The organism is Pseudoxanthomonas fibrivorans (genome assembly GCF_041464125.1).
In the GTDB taxonomy this organism is placed as follows: Bacteria; Pseudomonadota; Gammaproteobacteria; order Xanthomonadales; family Xanthomonadaceae; genus Pseudoxanthomonas.
In genome coordinates this window covers 1-21,906 of the sequence record NZ_JBGNUG010000001.1, presented here as the reverse complement: position 1 = coordinate 21,906, position 21,906 = coordinate 1, and the positions used below count along the sequence as shown (strand labels likewise).

At 66.9% G+C, this 21,906-nt stretch carries 33 protein-coding genes; 2 read left to right on the top strand and 31 right to left on the bottom strand.

The genetic code is table 11. From position 1 onward, the window contains the following. Positions 1–46: 46 nt before the first annotated feature. Positions 47–1,876, top strand: a complete 1,830-nt coding sequence (typA, locus tag ACA089_RS00165) for a translational GTPase TypA (protein WP_372012281.1) — start codon at positions 47–49, stop codon at positions 1,874–1,876. Positions 1,877–2,006: 130 nt separating this feature from the next. Then, positions 2,007–3,620 (top strand): amidase, encoded by a 1,614-nt coding sequence (locus ACA089_RS00160; protein ID WP_372012279.1) that lies wholly within the window; start codon positions 2,007–2,009, stop codon positions 3,618–3,620. Positions 3,621–3,623: 3 nt separating this feature from the next. Here the strand turns inward: ACA089_RS00160 and ACA089_RS00155 are convergent, their stop codons facing one another. From ACA089_RS00155 to ACA089_RS00005, 31 genes are all read right to left on the bottom strand, one after another. Continuing rightward, positions 3,624–4,775: a mechanosensitive ion channel family protein gene (locus ACA089_RS00155; protein ID WP_372012277.1), complete on the bottom strand. Its 1,152-nt coding sequence runs from the start codon at positions 4,773–4,775 to the stop codon at positions 3,624–3,626. A 156-nt stretch (positions 4,776–4,931) separates the two neighbouring features. Continuing rightward, complete coding sequence (locus ACA089_RS00150) at positions 4,932–6,326, bottom strand: class II 3-deoxy-7-phosphoheptulonate synthase (protein ID WP_372012276.1); 1,395 nt, start codon at positions 6,324–6,326, stop codon at positions 4,932–4,934. Positions 6,327–6,356: 30 nt separating this feature from the next. Continuing rightward, entirely contained in the window at positions 6,357–6,875 is a 519-nt protein-coding gene (locus ACA089_RS00145) for a disulfide bond formation protein B (protein ID WP_372012275.1), read from the bottom strand. 135 nt (positions 6,876–7,010) lie between these two features. After that, positions 7,011–7,382: a 50S ribosomal protein L17 gene (gene rplQ, locus ACA089_RS00140; RefSeq protein ID WP_372012273.1), complete on the bottom strand. Its 372-nt coding sequence runs from the start codon at positions 7,380–7,382 to the stop codon at positions 7,011–7,013. A 180-nt stretch (positions 7,383–7,562) separates the two neighbouring features. Beyond that, positions 7,563–8,561 (bottom strand): DNA-directed RNA polymerase subunit alpha, encoded by a 999-nt coding sequence (locus ACA089_RS00135; protein WP_372012271.1) that lies wholly within the window; start codon positions 8,559–8,561, stop codon positions 7,563–7,565. Positions 8,562–8,719: 158 nt separating this feature from the next. After that, positions 8,720–9,349: a 30S ribosomal protein S4 gene (rpsD, locus tag ACA089_RS00130; RefSeq protein WP_052630511.1), complete on the bottom strand. Its 630-nt coding sequence runs from the start codon at positions 9,347–9,349 to the stop codon at positions 8,720–8,722. 14 nt (positions 9,350–9,363) lie between these two features. After that, positions 9,364–9,756, bottom strand: coding sequence for a 30S ribosomal protein S11 (gene rpsK / locus ACA089_RS00125; protein WP_013535974.1), 393 nt, complete (start codon positions 9,754–9,756; stop codon positions 9,364–9,366). Between the two features lie 14 nt (positions 9,757–9,770). Continuing rightward, positions 9,771–10,127 carry a 30S ribosomal protein S13 gene (rpsM, locus tag ACA089_RS00120; RefSeq protein ID WP_372012268.1) on the bottom strand — a complete coding sequence of 119 codons (357 nt, stop codon included), beginning with the start codon at positions 10,125–10,127 and terminating at the stop codon, positions 9,771–9,773. A 332-nt stretch (positions 10,128–10,459) separates the two neighbouring features. After that, complete coding sequence (gene secY / locus ACA089_RS00115; protein WP_372012266.1) at positions 10,460–11,818, bottom strand: preprotein translocase subunit SecY; 1,359 nt, start codon at positions 11,816–11,818, stop codon at positions 10,460–10,462. A 7-nt stretch (positions 11,819–11,825) separates the two neighbouring features. Further along, the gene (rplO, locus tag ACA089_RS00110) at positions 11,826–12,263 is read right to left on the bottom strand and encodes a 50S ribosomal protein L15 (RefSeq protein WP_372012264.1); all 438 of its coding nucleotides are present in this window, start codon (positions 12,261–12,263) and stop codon (positions 11,826–11,828) included. Between the two features lie 10 nt (positions 12,264–12,273). Beyond that, entirely contained in the window at positions 12,274–12,465 is a 192-nt protein-coding gene (gene rpmD, locus ACA089_RS00105; RefSeq protein WP_162407456.1) for a 50S ribosomal protein L30, read from the bottom strand. Continuing rightward, on the bottom strand, positions 12,458–13,000 hold the full coding sequence (rpsE, locus tag ACA089_RS00100; RefSeq protein ID WP_372012261.1) for a 30S ribosomal protein S5: 543 nt from the start codon (positions 12,998–13,000) through the stop codon (positions 12,458–12,460). Before rpsE ends, rpmD begins: the two co-directional genes overlap by 8 nt. A gap of 153 nt (positions 13,001–13,153) precedes the next feature. Continuing rightward, on the bottom strand, positions 13,154–13,510 hold the full coding sequence (rplR, locus tag ACA089_RS00095; protein ID WP_372012260.1) for a 50S ribosomal protein L18: 357 nt from the start codon (positions 13,508–13,510) through the stop codon (positions 13,154–13,156). Positions 13,511–13,539: 29 nt separating this feature from the next. Continuing rightward, entirely contained in the window at positions 13,540–14,067 is a 528-nt protein-coding gene (gene rplF, locus ACA089_RS00090; RefSeq protein ID WP_162407458.1) for a 50S ribosomal protein L6, read from the bottom strand. Positions 14,068–14,081: 14 nt separating this feature from the next. Then, positions 14,082–14,480: a 30S ribosomal protein S8 gene (rpsH, locus tag ACA089_RS00085; RefSeq protein WP_372012257.1), complete on the bottom strand. Its 399-nt coding sequence runs from the start codon at positions 14,478–14,480 to the stop codon at positions 14,082–14,084. Positions 14,481–14,666: 186 nt separating this feature from the next. Further along, positions 14,667–14,972 (bottom strand): 30S ribosomal protein S14, encoded by a 306-nt coding sequence (gene rpsN, locus ACA089_RS00080; protein WP_162407460.1) that lies wholly within the window; start codon positions 14,970–14,972, stop codon positions 14,667–14,669. Between the two features lie 11 nt (positions 14,973–14,983). Further along, the gene (gene rplE, locus ACA089_RS00075; RefSeq protein ID WP_372012256.1) at positions 14,984–15,526 is read right to left on the bottom strand and encodes a 50S ribosomal protein L5; all 543 of its coding nucleotides are present in this window, start codon (positions 15,524–15,526) and stop codon (positions 14,984–14,986) included. 11 nt (positions 15,527–15,537) lie between these two features. Next, complete coding sequence (rplX, locus tag ACA089_RS00070; RefSeq protein ID WP_162376530.1) at positions 15,538–15,855, bottom strand: 50S ribosomal protein L24; 318 nt, start codon at positions 15,853–15,855, stop codon at positions 15,538–15,540. Positions 15,856–15,870: 15 nt separating this feature from the next. Then, positions 15,871–16,239 carry a 50S ribosomal protein L14 gene (gene rplN, locus ACA089_RS00065; RefSeq protein ID WP_052630536.1) on the bottom strand — a complete coding sequence of 123 codons (369 nt, stop codon included), beginning with the start codon at positions 16,237–16,239 and terminating at the stop codon, positions 15,871–15,873. Between the two features lie 14 nt (positions 16,240–16,253). Beyond that, complete coding sequence (rpsQ, locus tag ACA089_RS00060; protein ID WP_372012255.1) at positions 16,254–16,520, bottom strand: 30S ribosomal protein S17; 267 nt, start codon at positions 16,518–16,520, stop codon at positions 16,254–16,256. A gap of 12 nt (positions 16,521–16,532) precedes the next feature. Next, positions 16,533–16,721, bottom strand: a complete 189-nt coding sequence (gene rpmC, locus ACA089_RS00055) for a 50S ribosomal protein L29 (protein ID WP_052630541.1) — start codon at positions 16,719–16,721, stop codon at positions 16,533–16,535. Then, positions 16,721–17,134, bottom strand: coding sequence for a 50S ribosomal protein L16 (gene rplP / locus ACA089_RS00050; RefSeq protein ID WP_162376527.1), 414 nt, complete (start codon positions 17,132–17,134; stop codon positions 16,721–16,723). Before rplP ends, rpmC begins: the two co-directional genes overlap by 1 nt. Before the next feature lie 5 nt (positions 17,135–17,139). Then, positions 17,140–17,868: a 30S ribosomal protein S3 gene (gene rpsC / locus ACA089_RS00045; protein WP_372012252.1), complete on the bottom strand. Its 729-nt coding sequence runs from the start codon at positions 17,866–17,868 to the stop codon at positions 17,140–17,142. Position 17,869: 1 nt separating this feature from the next. Next, positions 17,870–18,205: a 50S ribosomal protein L22 gene (gene rplV, locus ACA089_RS00040; RefSeq protein ID WP_028918209.1), complete on the bottom strand. Its 336-nt coding sequence runs from the start codon at positions 18,203–18,205 to the stop codon at positions 17,870–17,872. 10 nt (positions 18,206–18,215) lie between these two features. After that, on the bottom strand, positions 18,216–18,485 hold the full coding sequence (gene rpsS / locus ACA089_RS00035) for a 30S ribosomal protein S19 (RefSeq protein ID WP_372012250.1): 270 nt from the start codon (positions 18,483–18,485) through the stop codon (positions 18,216–18,218). A gap of 6 nt (positions 18,486–18,491) precedes the next feature. Next, on the bottom strand, positions 18,492–19,319 hold the full coding sequence (gene rplB / locus ACA089_RS00030; RefSeq protein WP_372012249.1) for a 50S ribosomal protein L2: 828 nt from the start codon (positions 19,317–19,319) through the stop codon (positions 18,492–18,494). A 10-nt stretch (positions 19,320–19,329) separates the two neighbouring features. Then, on the bottom strand, positions 19,330–19,629 hold the full coding sequence (rplW, locus tag ACA089_RS00025; protein ID WP_024870247.1) for a 50S ribosomal protein L23: 300 nt from the start codon (positions 19,627–19,629) through the stop codon (positions 19,330–19,332). Continuing rightward, entirely contained in the window at positions 19,626–20,231 is a 606-nt protein-coding gene (rplD, locus tag ACA089_RS00020; protein WP_372012248.1) for a 50S ribosomal protein L4, read from the bottom strand. The genes rplW and rplD overlap by 4 nt, the downstream gene beginning before the upstream one ends. A gap of 11 nt (positions 20,232–20,242) precedes the next feature. Continuing rightward, on the bottom strand, positions 20,243–20,893 hold the full coding sequence (gene rplC, locus ACA089_RS00015) for a 50S ribosomal protein L3 (protein WP_372012246.1): 651 nt from the start codon (positions 20,891–20,893) through the stop codon (positions 20,243–20,245). An 11-nt stretch (positions 20,894–20,904) separates the two neighbouring features. After that, positions 20,905–21,216 (bottom strand): 30S ribosomal protein S10, encoded by a 312-nt coding sequence (gene rpsJ, locus ACA089_RS00010; RefSeq protein WP_052630556.1) that lies wholly within the window; start codon positions 21,214–21,216, stop codon positions 20,905–20,907. A gap of 320 nt (positions 21,217–21,536) precedes the next feature. Next, positions 21,537–21,906, bottom strand: a 370-nt coding sequence (locus tag ACA089_RS00005; protein WP_459077387.1) for an EF-Tu C-terminal domain-related protein, incomplete at its 5' end; no start/stop codon positions are given.

Sequence of the window (21,906 nt, the reverse complement as noted above, 5' to 3'; positions counted from 1 at the left end):
ACCTGGGTGCGCGTTTCTGATCTCAAGCGCCACGATCCCAGAATCCATGTCCATCGAAAACCTGCGCAACATCGCCATCGTCGCCCACGTCGACCACGGCAAGACCACCCTCGTCGACCAGCTCCTGAAGCAGTCCGGCACCCTGTCCGAACGCACCGTGCTGGCCGAGCGCGTGATGGACAGCAACGACCAGGAAAAGGAACGCGGCATCACCATCCTGGCCAAGAACACCGCCATCACCTGGCAGGGCAACCGGATCAACATCGTCGACACCCCCGGCCACGCCGACTTCGGTGGCGAGGTCGAGCGCGTGCTGTCGATGGTCGACACCGTGCTGATCCTGGTCGACGCGATGGACGGCCCGATGCCGCAGACGCGCTTCGTGACCCAGAAGGCGTTCGCGATGGGCTTCAAGCCGATCGTCGTGGTGAACAAGATCGACCGCCCCGGCTCGCGTCCCGACTGGGTCGTGGAGCAGGTGTGGGACCTGTTCGACCGCCTCGGTGCCACCGCCGAGCAGATGGACTTCCCGATCGTCTACGCCTCGGCCCTGAACGGCTACGCCTCGCTCGATCCGGAAGCGCGCTCGGGCGACATGACCCCGCTGTACGAAGCGATCATGCAGCACGCGCCCAAGCCGGAGGTCGACGTCGAAGGCCCGTTCCAGATGCGCATCAGCCAGCTGGACTACAACAGCTTCGTCGGCGTCATCGGCATCGGCCGGATCCAGCGCGGCACGCTGAAGAAGAACATGCCGGTGGCGGTGATCGACCGCGAAGGAAAGAAGCGCCAGGGCAAGGTCCTGCAGGTGCTGGGCTTCATGGGCCTGGAGCGGATCGAGCAGGAGACCGCCGAGGCCGGCGACATCGTCGCCATCTCCGGCATCGCCGAGCTGACCATCTCCGACACCGTCTGCGCGCTGGAATCGCCCGAGGCGCTGCCGGCGCTGACGGTCGACGAGCCGACCATCTCGATGACCTTCCAGGTCAACAACTCGCCGTTCGCCGGCAACAAGGACCTGTCCGGCGGCAAGTTCCTGACCAGCCGCCAGCTCAAGGACCGCCTGGACCGCGAGAAGGTGCACAACGTCGCGCTGAAGGTCGAGCAGCTGGAGGACGCGGACAAGTTCCTGGTCTCCGGCCGCGGCGAGCTGCACCTGTCGGTGCTGATCGAGAACATGCGCCGCGAGGGCTACGAACTGGCCGTGTCGCGCCCGGAAGTGATCATCAAGGAAATCGACGGCCAGCTGATGGAGCCGATCGAGCAGCTCGTCGTCGACGTGGAGGAGATCCACCAGGGCGGCGTGATGGAGAAGCTCGGCACCCGCAAGGCCCAGCTGAAGAACATGGAATCGGACGGCAAGGGCCGCGTGCGCCTGGACTATGAAATCCCGGCGCGGGGCCTGATCGGCTTCCAGAACGAGTTCAAGACGCTGACCCAGGGCTCGGGCCTGCTGTTCCACGTGTTCGACCACTACGGCCCGAAGGAGCAGGGCGCGATCGCCAAGCGCATCAACGGCGTGATGATCGCCAACGCGCCCGGCCCGACCCCGGCCTACGCGCTGGGCCCGCTGGAAGAGCGCGGCCGCCTGTTCGCGGCCGAAGGCGACAACGTGTACGAAGGCCAGCTGGTCGGCATCCATTCCAAGGACAACGACCTGACCGTCAACGCGATCAAGACCAAGCCGCTGACCAACATGCGCGCTTCGGGCAAGGACGACGCGATCAAGCTGACCCCGGCCATCAAGTTCTCGCTGGAACAGGCGCTGGACTTCATCGAGGACGACGAGCTGGTCGAAGTCACCCCGAAGGAGATCCGCCTGCGCAAGAAGATGCTGACCGAGAGCGACCGCAAGCGCGCCTCGCGCGCCGCCTGACCGCGCGCCGCCACGGCGGACGCGAGAACCTCCAGGACGCCGGCCATGTGCCGGCGTCCTGCTTTCCGGGGTTTGCCTCGGGCCCGGGGCGGACGTACGCTCTGCCTGCAGGTCACGGGGAGAGTTCCAGATGCGCCTCACCGCATGGCTGGCCGCGGCCGCCCTGTGTTGTGCCGCTTCCGCCTGCCGGCCCGCGCCGGATGCCGGCGTGCCGCCGGCACAGCCCGCGGCGCCGGCGGCCGGCTTCGCCTATGCCGAAGCGGGGATCGCCGAGCTCCAGGCGGCCATGGCCCGCGGCGAAACCAGCAGCCACGCGCTCGTCCAGGCGTACCTGGCGCGGATCATCGAACTGGACCGCAATGGCCCCCGGCTCAACGCGATCCTCGAACTCAATCCGCACGCGCGCAACGAGGCCACCGCACTGGATGCCGAGCGCGCCGCGGGCCACCTGCGCGGTCCGTTGCACGGGATCCCGGTCCTGCTCAAGGACAACATCGACGCCACGCCGATGGCCACGACCGCCGGCTCCCTCGCCCTTGCCGGCTTCCGGCCCGGCGACGACGCCTATCTGGTGCGCCGGCTGCGCGCGGCTGGCGCGGTCATCCTCGGCAAGGCCAACCTCAGCGAATGGGCGAACTTCCGCTCCACCCGCTCGACCTCGGGGTGGAGCTCGCTCGGCGGACAGACGCGCAACCCGTATGCGCTCGACCGTTCGCCGTGCGGCTCCAGCTCCGGCACGGCCGTGGCCGTTGCCGCCAACCTGGCCACGGCCGGGATCGGGACGGAGACCGACGGCAGCATCCTGTGCCCGGCGGCGATGAACGGCATCGTGGGCCTGAAGCCCACCGTGGGGCTGGTGAGCCGCGCCGGCATCGTGCCGATTTCCCCCAGCCAGGACACCGCCGGGCCCATGGCGCGCAGCGTCGAGGACGCCGCGATCCTGCTCGCGGCCATCGCCGGGCGTGACCCGGACGACCCGGCCACCTCCGGCACCCGCCAGCTGGCCACCTTCGACTACCTCGAACAACTGCGCAATACCGACCTGCGTGGCGTCCGCATTGGCCTGTTGCGTGACCGCATGGCCATCTCGCCGGAGGTCGCGGCGGCGACGGAGCGCGCGGTTGCGGCGTTGCGCGAGGCGGGCGCGACCGTGGTCGACTCGGCGATTCCGACCCAAGACCAGTGGGAGGACGACGAACTCGAAGTGCTGCTCAGCGAATTCAAACCGGCGCTGGAACACTACTTGCGGCAGCGCCACGCGCCCTACCAAAGCCTCGCAGGCCTGATCGACTACAACCGGCAGCATGCGGACGAGGCCATGGCCCTGTTCGGGCAGGAACTGTTCGAGCAGGCGGAGCGGCGCGAAGGCCTGGCCGCGCCGGCCTACATCGCCGCACGCATGCGTGCACGGCGACTGGCGGGCGTCGAGGGCATCGACGCGGCGTTGCGCGCGCAGCGCCTCGACGTGCTCGTCGCGCCGACCACGGGCGTGGCGTGGAGGATCGACCCCGCAGGCGGTGACGTGTTTCCCGGCGGCGGTTACGGCGCCGCCGCCGTCGCCGGCTACCCCGCCTTGACCGTCCCCATGGGGCACAGCCGCGGCCTCCCGCTGGGACTGACCTTCATCGGGCCTGCGTGGAGCGAGGCGCGCCTGCTGCGCATCGGCCATGCCTACGAACAGCTGACCCGCGCGCGACGACCGCCCACGTTCCCGGCTTCGGTCCCCGAGCCGGTGCACCACTGAAGTTCACGCGGGCGCCGGCATCTCCGCCTCGTCGCCATCCTCGGCGCGGGGTGAGCTCGGGATGTCGCCCGCCGGCCGGGGTGACCCGGTCGCGGGTTCCGTCGCGCCGTCGAGCTCCACTTCGGCCCGCAGCCGTGGCAATGCGTAGGGATGCCGCGCAGCCAGGAACGCGATCATGCGTTCGCGGACCACGCAGCGCAGGTCGAACGCTTCGCCCGAATCCCGTGCGCTGACCAGCAGGCGCACCTGCATCACATGCTCCCCGGTCTCGGTGACCTGCGCGATGCAGACGCGCCCGTCCCAGCGCGGATCAGCGCGGCAGATGCGCTCCAGTTCCGCGCGCACCTCCTCCATCGGCGTGCGGTAGTCCAGCCACAGGAAGGCGGTACCCAGCATCTGCGCGGTGCGCCGCGTCCAGTTCTGGAACGGGTTCTCGATGAACCACGACAGCGGAACCACCATCCGCCGCTCGTCCCAGATGCGGACGACGACATAGGTGCTGGAGATCTCCTCGACCCTGCCCCACTCGCCCTCGACGATGACCACGTCATCCAGCCGGATCGGTTGCGCCAGGGCGATCTGCAGGCCAGCGATGAGGTTGCCGAACACCGGCCTGGCGGCGATGCCCGCGACCAGGCCGATGATGCCGGCCGAGGCCAGCAGCGTCGTGCCGATCTGGCGCACCGCCGGGAACGTCATCAGCGCCAGCGACACGCCGAGCAGCAGGATGGTGCCGCTGGCGATGCGGCTGAGCACGCGGGCCTGGGTCTGGATCCGCCGCGCATGCAGGTTGTCGGCGATCTCCATCGGATTGCGGCGCAGGATCGACGCCTCGACGGCCCCGACGATGCGCACCAGCAGCCAGGTGACGCAGGCCAGCAGCGCCAGCCGCAGGACTTGGATCCACAATGCGAGGTGCTCGGCAGGCATCGGCACGCTGCGCAACGCGACGCTTGCGAACAGCAATGGCAGCGCGAACGCCAGCGGCAAGGCCACGACGCCGACCACGCGCGCGCGCGCGGATTCACGCGTGCCCGCACGGCGGGCGACGAAGCGCAACACCAGGTGCACCAGGATCCCGAGCGCCAGCGCTCCACCCAGGGGCACCACGTAATCGGTAAGCCATCCCCATTCCGCTGCTTGCAGACCTCGCATCCTTCTCCTCCTGTCGCGACCTCACGGGTGCGAGCCGGGCCCAGCGCGAACAGGATGCTGGCCGGCATCGCGTCGATGCCGACATCCTGCCCGCCCACGGGTGACGGGGATGCATTGCAGCAGCGGGAAAGCGCGTCGCGGGACGCGCGCCGCCGGTCAGGCCGTGGTGCGCGGGACGCGCTGGCCCTGCTTGCGCACGATCGCCATCGCGATCTCGAGCGACTGCTCGTAGTTGAGGCGGGGATCGACGGTGGAGCGGTACGCGCGCTCCAGGTCCACCTCGGTCAGCTCGCGCGCACCGCCGGTGCATTCGGTGACGTCCTCGCCGGTCAGCTCCAGGTGCACGCCACCCAGGCGGGTGCCCGCCGCCGCGTGCAGGTCGAAGGATTGCTCCACCTCGGCCAGGATGTTGGCGAAGCGGCGGGTCTTGTAGCCGTTGGCGGTGCTTTCGGTGTTGCCGTGCATCGCATCGCACACCCAGAGCACGCGCCGGCCGTCGCGGCGCACGGCTTCCAGCAGCGGCGGCAGCTTGTCGGCGATCTGCACCGCCCCCATGCGGTGGATGAAGGTCAGCCGGCCCGGCTCGTCGTCGGGATTGAGCACGTCCATCAGCCTGAGCAGCTGGTCCGGCTGCACCGAGGGGCCGACCTTGATCGCGACCGGATTGCGGATCCCGCGGAAATACTCAACGTGCGCGCCATCCAGCGCGGCGGTGCGCATGCCGATCCACGGGTAGTGCGTGGACAGGTTGAACCAGCCCCACTGCCGCGGCACCTGCCGGGTCAGCGCTTCCTCGTACGGCAGCAGCAGCGCTTCGTGCGAGGTGTAGAAGTCGATCCGGTTGAGGTTGTGCACCTCGACGCCGGCGAGCGTCTCCATGAAGCGCACCGCATCGCCGATGGAATTGACCATCTTCTGGTAATCCTCGGCCAGTGGCGAGCAGCCGACCCAGCTCAGGCTCCAGTATTCCGGGTGGTGCAGATCGGCGAAGCCGCCATCGATGAGTGCACGGACGAAGTTCATCGTCATCGCGGAACGGGCATGCGCGGTGATCATGCGCCGCGGATCCGGCACGCGCGCCTGCGGCGTGAACTCCGGCCCGTTGACGACGTCGCCGCGGTAGCTCGGCAGGCTCACGTCGCCACGGGTTTCCATGTCGGCCGAACGCGGCTTTGCATACTGCCCGGCGAAGCGACCCACGCGCACCACCGGCAGGCGCAGGCCGTGGACCAACACCAGGCTCATCTGCAGCAGTACCTTCAGGCGGTTGGAGATGGTGCCCGACTCGCAGTCGCTGAAGTTCTCGGCACAGTCCCCGCCCTGCAGCAGGAAACGCTTGCCTTCCTGCGCCTCGGCGATCTGCTTCTTCAGCGCGAAGATTTCCCAGGAAGTCACCAGCGGCGGCAGCAGGCGCAGTTCCGCCAGCGCGGATTCGAGCGCAGCCGCATCGGGGTATTGCGGCATCTGCAGCGCGGTACGGCCGCGCCAGCTGCCCGGCGACCAGTCCTCCGCGAGGTTGACGGGATGCAGGTTGCGTTCGGGCGTACTCATGGATGGCTCGCGATCGTGGAGGGAGAAGGCTCAGAGCCGGCTACGGCCCTTGCGGCGGCGGAACGCGGCCTGCAGGCCCCAGGCACCGAGCAGGACGAGGCCGATCAGGCTCCAGGCGGGCATGCTTAGCCCCAGCAGGGTCCAGTCGATGTCGCCGCAGTTGCCGCTGCCCGTGAGCACCTTGCGCACCGTTTCGAACGTCCCGAGCGTTTCGTGCAGGAACGACAGCGGCGGCCCGCAGGACGGCGCCAGTTCGGGGGGCAACGACTGCAGCCAGACGTGGCGACCGGCGATGCCGATCCCGACCAGGGCCGCGATCGCCACCAGCACGCCGTACAGCCCGCGGCCACCGGGGGAGCGCGGGGCATGCAGGCCGCCGACCAGAAAGACCAGCGCCAGCGATGCATAGGCCAGGCGCTGGAAGATGCATAGCGGGCACGGTTCCAGCCCATCGTACAGCTGGGTCTTGATCGCGTAGCCCAGCAGGGCGACGCATCCCAGGAAGCCGGCGAGGAACTGCGCGCGGAAACTCCAGCGGAACGGATTCATTGGCGGGTAATGCCCGATGCCTGAAGAACCGGCTGATTATTCCGCATCCGGGGCCGCAGCGGTAATCGTGGCGTGTGAAACGAAAAACCCCGGCGGGTGCCGGGGCTTTCGTGGTGCGCTGCGGCTGCTGCGACCTTACTCGGCCGCCTGCGGGCGGTCGACCAGTTCGACGTACGCCATCGGCGCGTTGTCGCCGGCGCGGAAGCCGCACTTGAGGATGCGCAGGTAGCCACCGGGACGCGCCTGGTAGCGCGGGCCCAGCATGGTGAACAGGTTGCCCACCGCTTCCTTGTCGCGCAGGCGCGCGAAGGCGAGGCGGCGGTTGGCGACGCTGTCGACCTTGGCCAGGGTGATCAGCGGCTCGGCGACGCGGCGCAGTTCCTTGGCCTTCGGCAGGGTGGTCTTGATCAGTTCGTGCTTGAACAGCGACGCAGCCATGTTCTTGAACATCGCTTCGCGGTGGGCGCTGGTGCGGCTGAACTTGCGGCCGGCTTTCTGGTGACGCATGGGCGTGGTTCCTGTGGAATGGTGGGACGGTTGTGGTTCGCTGTCGCCATCCAGGCGTTGGAGCTGTGGACTGCGCTGGCCCGAACCGGCATTCCGTGGCCGGTGAGTCGCCGCATGCCTTCAGGCACGTCGGCGCCGAAACGTTCCCGCATCCGATGGATGCGGGAACGGCGTTGCTTCTCAGCCGAGCATGCCGTGGGCGGCAACGCCGGCCGGCGGCCAGTTCTCGAGCTTCATGCCGAGGGACAGGCCACGCTGGGCGAGGACTTCCTTGATCTCGGTGAGCGACTTCTTGCCCAGGTTCGGGGTCTTGAGCAGCTCGACCTCGGTCTTCTGGATCAGGTCGCCGATGTAGTAGATGCTCTCGGCCTTGAGGCAGTTGGCCGAACGCACGGTCAGCTCGAGGTCGTCGATCGGGCGCAGCAGCACCGGATCCACGCCGGTCGGAGCCGCCTTGGCGGCGCCGCGGTCACGGTGGGTGAAGTCGCCGAACACCGACAGCTGGTCGCTGAGAATGTCGGCGGCGGTGCGCACCGCTTCCTCGGCGTCGATCGTGCCGTTGGTTTCGATGTCCAGGACCAGCTTGTCCAGGTCGGTACGCTGCTCGACGCGCGCGGCCTCGACCGCGTAGGCGACACGGCGGACCGGCGAGAAGGTCGCGTCCAGCACCAGACGGCCGATCGTACGGGTTTCCTCGTCCGGACGGCGACGGGCGGTGGCCGGCTGGTAGCCGAAGCCGCGCTCGATCTTCAGGCGCATGTTCAGCGCCGTGTCCTTGGTGAGGTGGCAGATCACGTGGTCGACGTTGAGGATCTCGACGTTGTGGTCGGTCTTGATGTCACCGGCGGTGACCACGCCCGGACCCTGCTTGGACAGGCTCAGGGTGGCGCTTTCGCCGTTGTGCATGCGGATGGCGACGTCCTTCAGGTTCAGCAGGACTTCCAGCACGTCCTCCTGCAGGCCTTCGACCGTGGTGTACTCGTGCAGCACGCCGTCGATCTCGACCTCGGTGATCGCGAAGCCGGGGATCGAGGACAGCAGGACGCGGCGCAGCGCGTTGCCCAGCGTGTGGCCGTAGCCGCGCTCGAGCGGCTCGATCACGATCTTGGCGCGATTGTCGGTGAGGCGTTCGATCTGCGGTCCGCGGGGACGCAGGACCTGGTTGGCGGTAACCGTCATGTTGCGGATTCTCCTGCAATGAGCCGACGATCAGGGGAACCGCCGGCTCTGGCTTGTGGCCCCGTCATCCGGGGGCGACCGGAAGGCGGGGCAACGCGATCCGGCCGGGGCGTGGGATGCGGCGCCGCGTCCCTGGGGGACGCGGCAGCCAGCCACTGTTACTTCGAGTACAGCTCGACGATCAGCGCTTCGTTGATGTCGGCCGGCAGGTCGGCCCGGTCCGGGACGGCCTTGAACACGCCGGCGAACTTCTTCGCGTCGACTTCGATCCACGACGGGGTGGTGTCGTGCTGCTCGGCGACGGTCAGGGCCTCCTGCACGCGGAGCTGCTTCTGCACCTTCTCCGACAGCGCGATCGCGTCGCCGGCCTTCACCTGGTAGGACGGCAGGTTCACCGGCTTGCCGTTGACCAGCACGCCGCGGTGGCTCACCAGCTGGCGGGCCGACGGCCGGGTCACGGCGAAGCCCATGCGGTAGACGACGTTGTCCAGGCGGGTTTCCAGCAGCTGCAGCAGGTTCTCGCCGGTGTTGCCCTTCTTGGTCGAGGCCTTCTTGTAGTAGTTGCGGAACTGCCGCTCCAGCAGGCCGTAGATACGCTTGACCTTCTGCTTCTCGCGCAGCTGGGTGGCGTAGTCGGAGAGCTTGCCCTTGCGCGCGGTCGCGCCGTGCTGGCCGGGCTTCTGCTCCAGCTTGCACTTGGAGTCCAGCGCACGGGCCGGGCTCTTGAGGGAGAGGTCGGCGCCTTCGCGGCGCGCGAGCTTACAGGTAGGACCGATATAACGAGCCATTTCTTATCGCCCCCTTAGACGCGACGCTTCTTCGGCGGACGGCACCCGTTGTGCGGGATTGGCGTCACGTCGATGATGTTGGTGATCTTGTAGCCCACGTTGTTGAGCGAGCGGACGGCCGACTCACGACCCGGGCCCGGCCCCTTGATGCGGACTTCCAGCGACTTCACGCCGTAGTCGAGCGCGGCCTTGCCGGCCTTCTCGGCGGCGACCTGCGCGGCGAACGGGGTCGACTTGCGCGAACCGCGGAAGCCCGCGCCGCCCGAAGTGGCCCACGACAGCGCATTGCCCTGGCGATCGGTGATGGTGACGATGGTGTTGTTGAAAGAAGCGTGCACGTGCGCGATGCCGTCGGTGACGACGCGCTTGATCTTCTTCTTGGTCTTGGCAGCAGCTGGCTTGGCCATTGTCTTCTAGTCCCTTACTTCCTGATCGCCTTGCGCGGGCCCTTGCGGGTGCGGGCGTTGGTACGGGTACGCTGACCACGCAGCGGCAGCCCGCGGCGGTGACGCAGGCCGCGGTAGCAGCCCAGGTCCATCAGACGCTTGATGGCGATGCCGATTTCGCGGCGCAGGTCGCCTTCGACCACGTACTTGCCGATCTCGGCGCGCAGGCGCTCGACTTCCGGCTCGGACAGGTCACGGATCTTGGTGTTGGACGCCACACCGGCGGCCTCGCACACCTTCTTCGACCGGGTGCGGCCGATGCCATAGATGCTCTGCAAACCCACCCAGACGTGCTTGTGGGTCGGCAGGTTGACGCCTGCAATACGCGCCATGACGCGATCTCCAAACTTGAGGGTCGGCACGCGCACTGGGCACGCCCGACAGGATTGGTTCAAAAGTGAACTGCGAATTCTATCAATGTCCCGGATTACTTGGAAGCCCGGGGCCCTGAGGCCCTGAACCCGGCATGGGGAGTGTGCCCATGCTCCGGCGCCGGACTTTGCTGGCGGGTCCGGTTTCCCGGAACCGCCGGCCGCGCTACTCCAGCGCGGCACCGCATCGTCTCACCCGCGCGCGAGACGTCGCACGGGCCGCCCATTTGGATGATCCGGTCGCCCCGGATGCCGGCGGAATGGGTCCGCCGGGATGGAATCTGTTCTGTGGATCAGCCCCGGGCCAGACCGCCGCCGCGGGAACCGCCCTTCAGGTTGGCCTTCTTGAGCAGGCTCTCGTACTGGTGCGACATCAGGTGGGCCTGGATCTGGGCGATGAAATCCATCACCACCACCACCACGATCAGCAGCGAGGTCCCACCGAAATAGAACGAGGTCCCCAGCTGCGTGCGCATCACTTCCGGCAGCAGGCAGACGATCACCAGGTAAGCCGCGCCGGCTGCGGTCAGCCGCGTCAGCACGCCATCGATGTAATCCGCAGTCGCCTTGCCCGGACGGATGCCAGGAATCAGCGCGCCCGACTTCTTCAGGTTGTCCGCCGTTTCCTGCGAGTTGAACACCAGCGCCGTATAGAAGAACGCGAAACCGGTGATCAACGCAGCGAACACGATCATGTGCAGCGGTTCGCCCGGGCCGAGCGCGTTGGAAACGCGCTGCAGCCAGGTCGCCTGAGTGGCCTGGCCGGACCACATGCTCAGCGTCGCCGGGAACGCCAGGATGCTGGACGCGAAGATCGCCGGGATCACACCCGCCATGTTGAGCTTGAGCGGCAGGAACGAGGTCTGGTTCATGTACGCGTTGCGGCCCCCCTGACGGCGCGCGTAGTTCACCGTGATCCGGCGCTGGCCGCGTTCCACGAACACCACGAACCAGGTGAAGGCCAGCACCACCGCCACGATCAGCAGCAGCGACAGGAAGTTCATGCTGCCGTTCTGGTAGGCCTGCACCGTCTGGATGACGGCCGACGGCAACCCGGCGACGATGCCCGCGAAGATGATCAGCGACACGCCGTTGCCGATGCCACGCTCGGTGACTTGCTCGCCCAGCCACATCAGGAAGATCGTGCCGGCGGTCAGCGAAACCACCGCGGTCAGGACGAAGCCCATCCCCGGCGTATAGACCACCGGTACCCCGCCCGGGGCCATCTGGTTCTGCAGCGCCAGGGCGATGCTGCCGCCCTGCACGACCGCCAGCAACACCGCGCCGACGCGCGAGTACTGGGTGATCTTGCGGCGGCCGGACTCACCTTCCTTCTGCAGCGCCTTCAGCGCCGGGAAGATGTGCACGGCCAGCTGCATCACGATCGACGCCGAGATGTACGGCATCACGTTCAGCGCAAAGATGCTGAAACGGTGCAGGGCGCCGCCCGAGAACATGTTGAACATGTCGACGATGCCGCCGCCCTGCGCCTGCATCATGGCGAGCATGGCATCGGGGTTGACGCCCGGCACCGGCACGAAGCAGCCGATGCGGTAGACGATCAACGCACCCAGCACGAACAGCAGGCGCTGGCGAAGTTCCGTGAACTTGCCCAGGCCGCTGCCGAGATTGCCGATGCCAGCTTGCGCCATGTGCTTCTTACTCCTCGATGCTGCCGCCGGCGGCTTCGATCGCGGTCTTGGCACCCGCGGTCACCTGCACGCCCTTGATGGTCAGCTTGCGCGACAGCTCGCCCTTCTTGACGATCTTGGCGCGCTTGGCGGTCGACGGGACCAGCTTGGCCGCCTTCAGCGTCGCGAAGTCGACGGTATCGCCTTCGACCAGCTCGAGCTTGTACAGCAGCACCTCGGCGGTGTCCTTGGCGGTCACCGAGCGGAAGCCGACCTTCGGCAGGCGGCGCTGCATCGGGGTCTGGCCGCCTTCGAAGCCGGCCTTGATCTTGCCCTTGCCGGCGCGCGCAAACGAGCCCTTGTGGCCGCGGCCGGCCGTCTTGCCCAGGCCGGAGCCGATGCCGCGACCGACGCGGGTCCGCTCCTGGCGGGCGCCTTCGGCGGGCTTGAGAGTGTTGAGACGCATGGTGTTCTCCTTAGTCCTCGACCCGCACCAGGTAGTGCAGCTGGTTGATGAGGCCACGAACCTGCGGGCTGTCCTTCAGCTCGCGGACGTCGTTGAGCTTGTTCAGGCCCAGCGCCTTCACCGACAGGCGGTGGCGGGACTGGGTGCCGCGTAGGCCGCGCACCAGGCGCACCTTGACGGTCTTGTTGGACTCGTTAGCCATTGAGGAGTTCCTCCGCCTTCTTGCCGCGCTTGGCCGCGATGCGTGCCGGCGACTGCATGGCTTCCAGGCCCGCAAGGGTGGCGCGGACCAGGTTGATCGGGTTGCGCGAACCGACGGCCTTGGCCAGCACGTTCTTCACGCCGACCGCTTCCAGCACGGCGCGCATCGCGCCGCCGGCGATGACGCCCGTACCTTCCGAAGCCGGCTGCATGAACACGCGCGCCGCGCCGTGGCCGGCCTTGACCGGGTGCCACAGGGTGCCATTGTTCAGGTCGACGGTCAGCATGCCCTTGCGCGCATACTCCATCGACTTCTGGATGGCCACCGGGACCTCGCGGGCCTTGCCGTAGCCGAAGCCGACCTTGCCGTCGCCGTCGCCGACCACGGTCAGCGCGGTGAAGGTGAACTGGCGGCCGCCCTTGACGGTCTTGCTGACGCGGTTGACCGCGACCAGCTTCTCGATCATGCCATCGTCGACTTTCTCTTCGCGGTTGCGGTCGCGATCGCGGCCCCGCGGCTGACGCTCTTCTGCCATTTCGAATTCCTTGGTTGTCTGGAGTATGTACGGCTCAGGGCCGCTTATGGTTGTGGGCTGTCGCGGTGTAGCGTCACGTCCCCGCAGAAGGAGGACGGCGCCCGGCGCACCCTGCGCCGGCAGGTCGGGGCCCGCCGCAGCGGGCCCGCTGGATCAGAACTGCAGGCCGCCTTCGCGCGCGGCGTCGGCCAGCGCCTTGATGCGGCCGTGGAAGCGGTAGCCCGAGCGGTCGAAGGCGACCTTCTCGATGCCCGCGGCCTTGGCGCGCTCGGCGATCAGCTTGCCGACCTTGGCGGCGGCATCGCTGTTCTTGCCGTTCTTCAGGCCTTCCTTGACGTCGGCCTGGAGGGTATTGGCGGCCGCGATGACCTTGGCGCCATCGGCGGTGAACAGCTGGGCGTACAGGTGCTGGCCGGTGCGCAGCACCGACAGGCGCGGCACGCCGAGCTTGCGGATGTGGGCGCGGGTCGACTTGGCGCGGCGCAGGCGGGCGTCGTTCTTGATGCTCATATAGGTGTCCTCGGAAAGCGGATCGGCCGTTAGGCCTTCTTGGCTTCCTTGCGAATGATGACTTCGTCGGAGTACTTCACGCCCTTGCCCTTGTACGGCTCCGGCGGACGGAAGCCACGGATCTTGGCGGCGACTTCGCCGACGCGCTGCTTGTCGGCGCCCTGCACCAGGATTTCGGTCTGGGTCGGGGTGGCCAGGGTGATGCCTTCCGGCGCCTGGAACACGACCGGGTGCGAGAAGCCGAGCGACAGGCTCAGGTCCTTGCCCTGCATCGCGGCGCGGTAACCGACGCCGACCAGCTCGAGCTTGCGCTCGAAGCCCTCGGACACGCCCTTGACCATGTTGGCCAAGATGGCGCGCACGGTGCCGGTCAGCGGGACCAGCGAGGCGTCGTTGGCCGACAGCACGGCATTGCCGTCCTCGACGGCGATCTGCACGCCCGCCGGCTTGGCCAGCGACAGGGTGCCCTTCGGACCCTTGGCGCTGACGCTGGTGTCCTGGATGTTCAGTTCGACGCCCTTCGGCAGGGCGATCGGCTTCTTGGCTACGCGGGACATGTCGTCGTAACTCCTTAGGCCACGTAGCACAGGACTTCGCCGCCAACGCCGGCGTTGCGCGCCTGCTTGTCGGTCATGATGCCCTGGGAAGTGGAGATGATGGCCACGCCGAGGCCGCCAAGGACCTTCGGCAGCTCGCTCTTGCCGCGGTACAGGCGAAGGCCCGAGCGCGAGGCGCGCTTGAGCTGCTCGATGACCGGGCGGCCTTCGAAGTACTTCAGCACGATCTCGAGTTCGGCCTTGTTGTTCTCGCCCTGGACGACGCGCAGGTCCGAGATGTAGCCCTCGTCCTTCAGGACGGTGGCGATGGCGACCTTGATCTTGGAGGACGGCAGCTTCACCGTCTGCTTGCCCACAGCGGCCGCATTCTTGATGCGGACCAGCATGTCGGCGATGGGATCAGTCATGCTCATGAATGGTTCCTTGAGTGCACCGATATCCGCTTTCGCGAAATCTGGATTGTGTCCTGGAGAGGCCAGGCCCTCGTGCCGCACCCGGGATCGCCCCGGGAAGCCGGCAAGTATAGCGGATAAAACCGGCCCATAGCCGGCTTCACCCCAGGTCGCCGCGCCCGGGCGGCCGTGGCCGCCCGACGCCGGTTACCAGCTGGCCTTGCGCAGGCCCGGTACGTCGCCGCGCATGGTGGCTTCGCGCAGCTTGTTGCGGCCCAGGCCGAACTTGCGGTACACGCCGCGCGGGCGCCCCGACAGCTCGCAACGGTTGCGCTGACGGCTCGGCGAAGAATCGCGCGGCAGCTTGGCCAGCTTGGTCGCCGCCTCGATCTTCTCTTCGTACGACGCGGTCTGCGACGAAACGACCTTCTTCAGGGCGTCGCGCTTGGCGGCGTACTTCTTGGCCAGCTTTTCCCGCTTCGCGTCGCGGTTGACCATGGAGGTCTTTGCCATGTCTCTAACCCTTAGTTGCGGAACGGGAACTTGAACGCCTCGAGCAGCGCCTTGGCTTCGGCGTCGGTCTTGGCGGTGGTCGTGATGGCGATATCCATGCCGCGGATCGCGTCGACGGCGTCGAAGTCGATTTCCGGGAAGATGATCTGCTCCTTCACGCCCATGTTGAAGTTGCCACGGCCGTCGAACGAACGACCCGACACGCCGCGGAAGTCGCGGACGCGCGGCAGCGAGACGCTGATCAGGCGGTCGAGGAACTCGAACATCTGGTGGCGACGCAGGGTGACCTTGCAGCCGATCGGCCAGCCGTCGCGGATCTTGAACGACGCGACCGACACGCGGGCCTTGGTCGTCACCGGCTTCTGGCCGGTGATCTTGGCCAGGTCGGCGACGGCGTTCTCCAGCACCTTCTTGTTGGCAGCCGCTTCGCCCACGCCCATGTTGAGCGTGATCTTGACGAGCTTGGGGACTTCCATCGGGTTGGTGTAGCCGAACTTCTCCATGAGAGCCGGCACAACCTGTTCCTTGTAGATCTTTTCGAGCCGCGTGGTCATTGCTTCATTCCTCAGGCGTCGAGCGCCTCACCACTGGAGCGGAACACACGCAGTTTGCGTCCATCCTCCAGGACCTTGAATCCGATGCGCTCGCCCTTGCCAGTGGCAGGGTTGACCGGCATCACGTTGGAAATGTGGATCGAGCTCTCGCGCTCGACCACGCCGCCGGCGACGCCCGCCTGCGGGTTCGGCTTGGTGTGCCGCTTGACCAGGTTGACGTTGGAAACGACCACGCGGTCGCCGTCCACACGCACCACCTCGCCCTGCTTGCCCTTGTCCTTGCCGGTCGTGACGACCACCTGGTCGCCCTTCTTGATACGGTTAGCCATGTCTGCTTCCTCCGCTCAGAGCACTTCAGGCGCGAGCGAAACGATCTTCATGAACTTCTCGGAACGCAGCTCACGGGTCACCGGTCCGAAGATACGGGTACCGATCGGCTCCTGCTTGTTGTTCAGCAGGACGGCGGCGTTGCCATCGAAGCGGATCAGCGAACCGTCGGCACGACGGACGCCCTTGCGGGTACGGACCACGACGGCGTCGTAGACCTCACCCTTCTTCACCTTGCCACGCGGGATCGCGTCCTTGACGGTCACCTTGATGATGTCGCCGATGCCGGCATAGCGGCGCTTCGAGCCGCCCAGCACCTTGATGCACATCAGCTCCTTGGCACCGGAGTTGTCGGCCACGTCGAGGTAGCTCTGCATCTGGATCATGATTCAGATCTCCCTTATTCGGCCGCGCGGGTGACGATTTCCACCACGCGCCAGTTCTTGGTCTTGGACAGCGGCGCGATCTCGGTCACGCGCACCACGTCGCCTTCGTTGCAGCTGTTGTCCGCATCGTGGGCGTGGAGCTTGGTCGAACGCTTGATGTACTTGCCGTACAGGGCGTGCTTGACCTGACGCTCGACCAGCACGGTCACCGTCTTGTCCATCTTGTTGCTGACGACGCGGCCTTCGACCGTGCGCAGCGTCTTGCTGTTGTTGTCGCTCATCGCTGCGATCCCTTACTGGTTGCTGCCGAGCAGGGTCTTCACGCGAGCAATCTCGCGGCGCACCTGGCGGGTTTCGTGGGTCTTCGACTGCTGACCGGTCGCCCGCTGCATACGCAGGGAGAACTGCTCCTTGCGAAGATCCAGCAGGTGGGCCTTCAGCTCGTCGGCCGACTTTTCGCGGAGTTCGTTGATCGTAGCCATTAGCGCACCGTGCGGGTCACGAAGGTGGTGGTGACCGAGAGCTTGGCGGCCGCCAGCCGGAACGCCTCGCGCGCCTGGTCTTCCGGCACACCCTCGATTTCATAGATCATGCGGCCCGGCTGGATCTGGGCCACCCAGTACTCGACGTTACCCTTGCCCGAGCCCATGCGGACTTCGATCGGCTTCTGGGTGATCGGCTTGTCCGGGAAGACGCGGATCCACATCTTGCCGCCGCGCTTGACGTAGCGGCTGATCGTGCGGCGGGCCGCTTCGATCTGGCGCGCGGTCAGGCGGCCGTGGGCGGTGGCCTTGAGGCCGTACTCGCCGAAGGACACGGCGTTGGCGCTCCAGCTCAGGCCCTCGTTACGGCCCTTGAACTGCTTGCGGAACTTGGTTCGCTTGGGTTGCAACATCGCCGTTACCTCGCTTCACGTGCGGGACGGGAGGGACGCTCGCGGTCACCACGCTCGGGGCGCGGGCTGCTGGCTTCTTCCTGCTTCTCCTGTCCGACCTGGGCGAAGTCGAAGATCTCGCCCTTGTAGACCCATACCTTGATGCCGATCACGCCGTAGGTGGTGTGAGCCTCGGCAAACCCGTAGTCGATGTCCGCGCGCAGGGTGTGCAGCGGCACGCGGCCTTCGCGATACCACTCCGAACGCGCGATCTCGGCGCCGTTCAGGCGACCGGCGACGTTGACCTTGATGCCCAGGGCACCCAGGCGCATCGCATTGCCGACCGCGCGCTTCATCGCGCGGCGGAACATGATGCGGCGCTCGAGCTGCTGCGCGATCGACTCGGCGACCAGCTGCGCGTCGAGTTCCGGCTTGCGGACCTCGGTCACGTTGATGTGCGCCGGGACGCCCATCAGCTCGCTGACTTCCTTGCGCAGCTTCTCGATGTCCTCACCGCGCTTGCCGATCACCACGCCCGGGCGGGCGGTGTGGATCGTGACGCGCGCGGTCTTGGCCGGACGCTCGATCAGGATCTTGCTGATCCCGGCCTGCGCCAGCTTCTTGCGCAGCATCTCGCGCACCTTCAGGTCGGCCGCCAAGTACTGGGCGTACTCGCCCTTGTCGGCGTACCACTTCGAATTCCAGTCCTTGGCGATGCCAAGACGGATGCCGGTGGGATGAACTTTGTGACCCATATTACTTGCCCTCTCCCACGACGACGGTGATGTGGCTGGTCCGCTTGAGGATGCGGGTGCCGCGGCCCTTCGCACGCGCCATGAAGCGCTTCAGGGTCGGGCCCTCGTCGACCATGATGGTCTTGACCTTCAGCGCGTCGACGTCGGCGCCCTGGTTGTTCTCGGCGTTGGCAATGGCAGACTCGACCACCTTCTTGATGAGGGCGGCGGCCTTCTTGTCGGAGAACTTCAGCAGGTTGACGGCACGTTCGGCCGGCAGGCCGCGCACCTGGTCGGCGACCAGGCGGGCCTTCTGCGGGGAGATGCGCGCGGTGCGCAGGATGGCTTTCGCTTCCATGGTCATCTCCTTACTTGCCCGACTTCTTGTCGCCGCCGTGACCCTTGAAGGTCCGGGTGACAGCGAATTCGCCGAGCTTGTGGCCGACCATGTTCTCGTTCACGAGGACCGGAACATGGTTCTTGCCGTTGTGCACGGCGATGGTGAAACCCACCATTTCCGGCAGGATCATGGAACGGCGCGACCAGGTCTTGATCGGCTTCTTGGTGCCGCCCGCAGCCTCCACCTTCTTGACGAGGTGGTGATCGACGAACGGGCCTTTCTTGAGGGAACGTGGCATGGTCGATTAGCCCCTACGATCACGAACGATGAACTGCTGGGTGCGCTTGTTCTTGCGCGTCTTGTAGCCCTTGGTCGGCACGCCCCACGGGGTGACCGGGTGCGGGTTGCCCTGGCCGGCCTTGGCTTCACCACCGCCGTGCGGATGGTCGACCGGGTTCATGGCCGCACCGCGGACGGTCGGACGGACGCCGCGCCAGCGCTTGGCACCGGCCTTGCCCAGCTTCTCGAGGTTGTGCTCGTCGTTGCCGACTTCGCCGATGGTGGCGCGGCACTCGGCCGGGACCTTGCGCATCTCGCCCGAACGCAGGCGGAGCAGCGCGTAGGTGCCTTCGCGGGCGACCAGCTGGACGCCGGCGCCGGCGGCACGGGCGATCTGCGCGCCCTTGCCCGGCTTCAGCTCGATGCAGTGCACCGTCGTACCGACCGGGATGTTGCGCAGCGGCAGCGTGTTGCCGGCCTTGATCGGCGCATCCGAACCCGCGATCACCTGGTCGCCGGCCTTCAGGCCCTTCGGCGCGATGATGTAGCGGCGCTCGCCGTCGACATAGCACAGCAGGGCGATGTGCGCGGTGCGGTTCGGGTCGTACTCGATCCGCTCGACGCGCGCCACGACGCCTTCCTTGTCGCGCTTGAAGTCGATCAGGCGGTAATGCTGCTTGTGGCCGCCGCCAACGTGGCGGGTCGTGATGCGGCCGTGGTGGTTGCGACCACCGGACTTGCTCTGCTTCTCGACCAGCGCGGCGTGCGGAGCACCCTTGTGCAGGTCGGGCGTGACCACGCGGACCGCGGAACGGCGGCCGGCAGAGGTGGGCTTGAACTTCATCAATGGCATGGGATCACCCTCAGGCCTTGGCGGACACGTCGATGCTCTGGCCGTCGGCCAGGCGCACGTACGCCTTACGCCAGTCGCCGCGGCGACCGGAACGGAAGCGGAAGGACTTGTTCTTGCCCTTCACGTTGACGACGTTGACCGACTCGACCTTCACGTCGAACAGCTGCTCCACGGCGGCCTTGACGTCGGCCTTGGTGGCGTCGTTCGAAACCTCGAACACGTACTGGTTGCTGACTTCCTGCAGGCGCGCGGTCTTTTCGGACACGCGCGGCGCGAGCAGCACGCTGAAAACTTTCTCGTTGGCGCTCATGCCAGCCACTCCTCGACCTTCTTGACCGCATCGGCGGTGATCAGCACGGAATCGGCGCCGACCAGGGCGACCGGATCCAGGCCCTGCACGTCACGGACCTGCACGTACGGCAGGTTGCGGGACGACAGGAACAGGTTCTCGGAGGCGTCCTCGGTGACGATCAGCGGGCGCTTGCCCAGCTCGTAACCGGCCAGCTTCTCGATCAGGCCCTTGGTCTTGATGGTGTCGACGTCGAACGACTCGACGACCTTCAGGCGGCCCTGCCGATTGAGCTCCGACAGGATCGAGGCGATCGCCGCGCGGTACTGCTTGCGGTTGACCTTCTGCGCGAAGCTGCGCGGCTTGGCCGCGAAGGTGACGCCGCCGCCGACGAAGATCGGGGCCGTAAGGGCGCCATGACGCGCGCCGCCGCCCTTCTGCTTCTTCGACTTCTTGGTGGTGCCGTTGACCTCGGCGCGGGTCTTCTGCGCCTTGGTGCCGGCGCGACCGGCGTTGCGGTAGGCGACGACGACCTGGTGGACCAGGTCCTCGCTGAAATCGCGGCCGAACACTTCGTCGGAAACCGACAGCTTGTTGGCGCTACCCGTAATGGTGAGTTCCATCGTGATTCTCCTTACGCCTTGCTCGCCGGGCGCACGACCACGTCGCCACCCGGGGCACCCGGGACGGCGCCGCGAACGGCGATCAGGCCGCGCTCGGCATCGACGCGCACCACTTCGAGGTTCTGCGCGCTCTGGGTTTCGGCACCCATGTGACCGGACATCTTCTTGCCCGGGAACACGCGACCCGGCGTCTGGCGCTGGCCGATAGAACCCGGCGAGCGGTGCGACAGCGAGTTACCGTGGGTGGCGTCACCCATGGTGAAGTTGTGGCGCTTGATCGTGCCCTGGAAGCCCTTGCCCTTGGTCACGCCCTGGACGTCGACGATCTGGCCGACCTCGAAGATGTCGGCCTTGATCTCGCCACCAACGGCGAAGTCGCCGAGCTTGTCGTCGGCAACGCGGAACTCCCACAGCCCGCGGCCGGCTTCGACCTTGGCCTTGGCGTAGTGGCCGGTCAGCGGCTTGTTGATCAGGGCGGCACGGCGCGAGCCGGTCGTCACCTGGACGGCGCTGTAGCCATCGGCCTCGACGGTCTTGATCTGGGTGATGCGGTTCGGGGTGGCCTCGATCAGCGTCACCGGGATGGAGCGGCCATCATCGGTGAACACGCGGCTCATGCCGGCCTTGCGGCCGACCAGACCCAACGAATACTTCTTCGTCATGTCGGCAGTCCTCAGGCGAGCTTGATCTGGACGTCGACGCCAGCCGCGAGCTCGAGCTTCATCAGCGCGTCCACGGTCTTGTCGTTGGGGTCGACGATGTCGAGCACGCGCTTGTGCGTGCGGGTCTCGTACTGGTCACGCGCATCCTTGTCGGCATGCGGGGAGACGAGAACGGTGTAACGTTCGATCTTGGTCGGCAGCGGGATCGGGCCACGCACCTGCGCGCCGGTCCTCTTGGCCGTCTCGACGATCTCGCTGGCCGAACGGTCGATCAGACGATGATCGAACGCCTTGAGCCGAATCCGGATCTTTTGGTCCGCCATGACGGAGTTCCTTCGTTAAAAGAGCGACGGGCGCGGCCTCTGGGATGCCTGCCCCGGTATGGTTCGTGAAGCTTCGGCCGGTCGCCGCGGAGACTCCGGCCAGGCCTTCTGGCCCCAAAAGCGCGGGCAGACCAGCAAGCCGGTCTGCCCAGACGGAAAAGTATAGAACGCGTAAACATGCGCGTCAACAGCCGATCCGGCTGCTGCGCGCGATACGTCACGCGACCCTTCCCTGTCCGGCGAACACGAGGCACGTCCTGTGCCTCTTTTCGCTGTAGGGTCGCCACCCGCCCAGGGGGCGGCGACCGTAAACCACTGAATTACTTGACGATCTTCGCCACGACGCCGGCACCGACGGTGCGGCCGCCTTCGCGGATCGCGAACCGCAGGCCTTCGTCCATCGCCACCGGGTTGATCAGCGTGACCACCATCTTCACGTTGTCGCCCGGCATCACCATCTCCACACCCTCCGGCAGCTGAACCGCGCCGGTGATGTCGGTGGTGCGGAAGTAGAACTGCGGGCGGTAGCCCTTGAAGAACGGAGTGTGGCGGCCGCCCTCGTCCTTCGACAGCACGTACACCTCGGCCTCGAACTCGGTGTGCGGGGTGATCGAACCCGGCTTGGCCAGCACCTGGCCACGCTCCACGTCGTCACGCTTGGTGCCGCGCAGCAGCAGGCCCGCGTTGTCG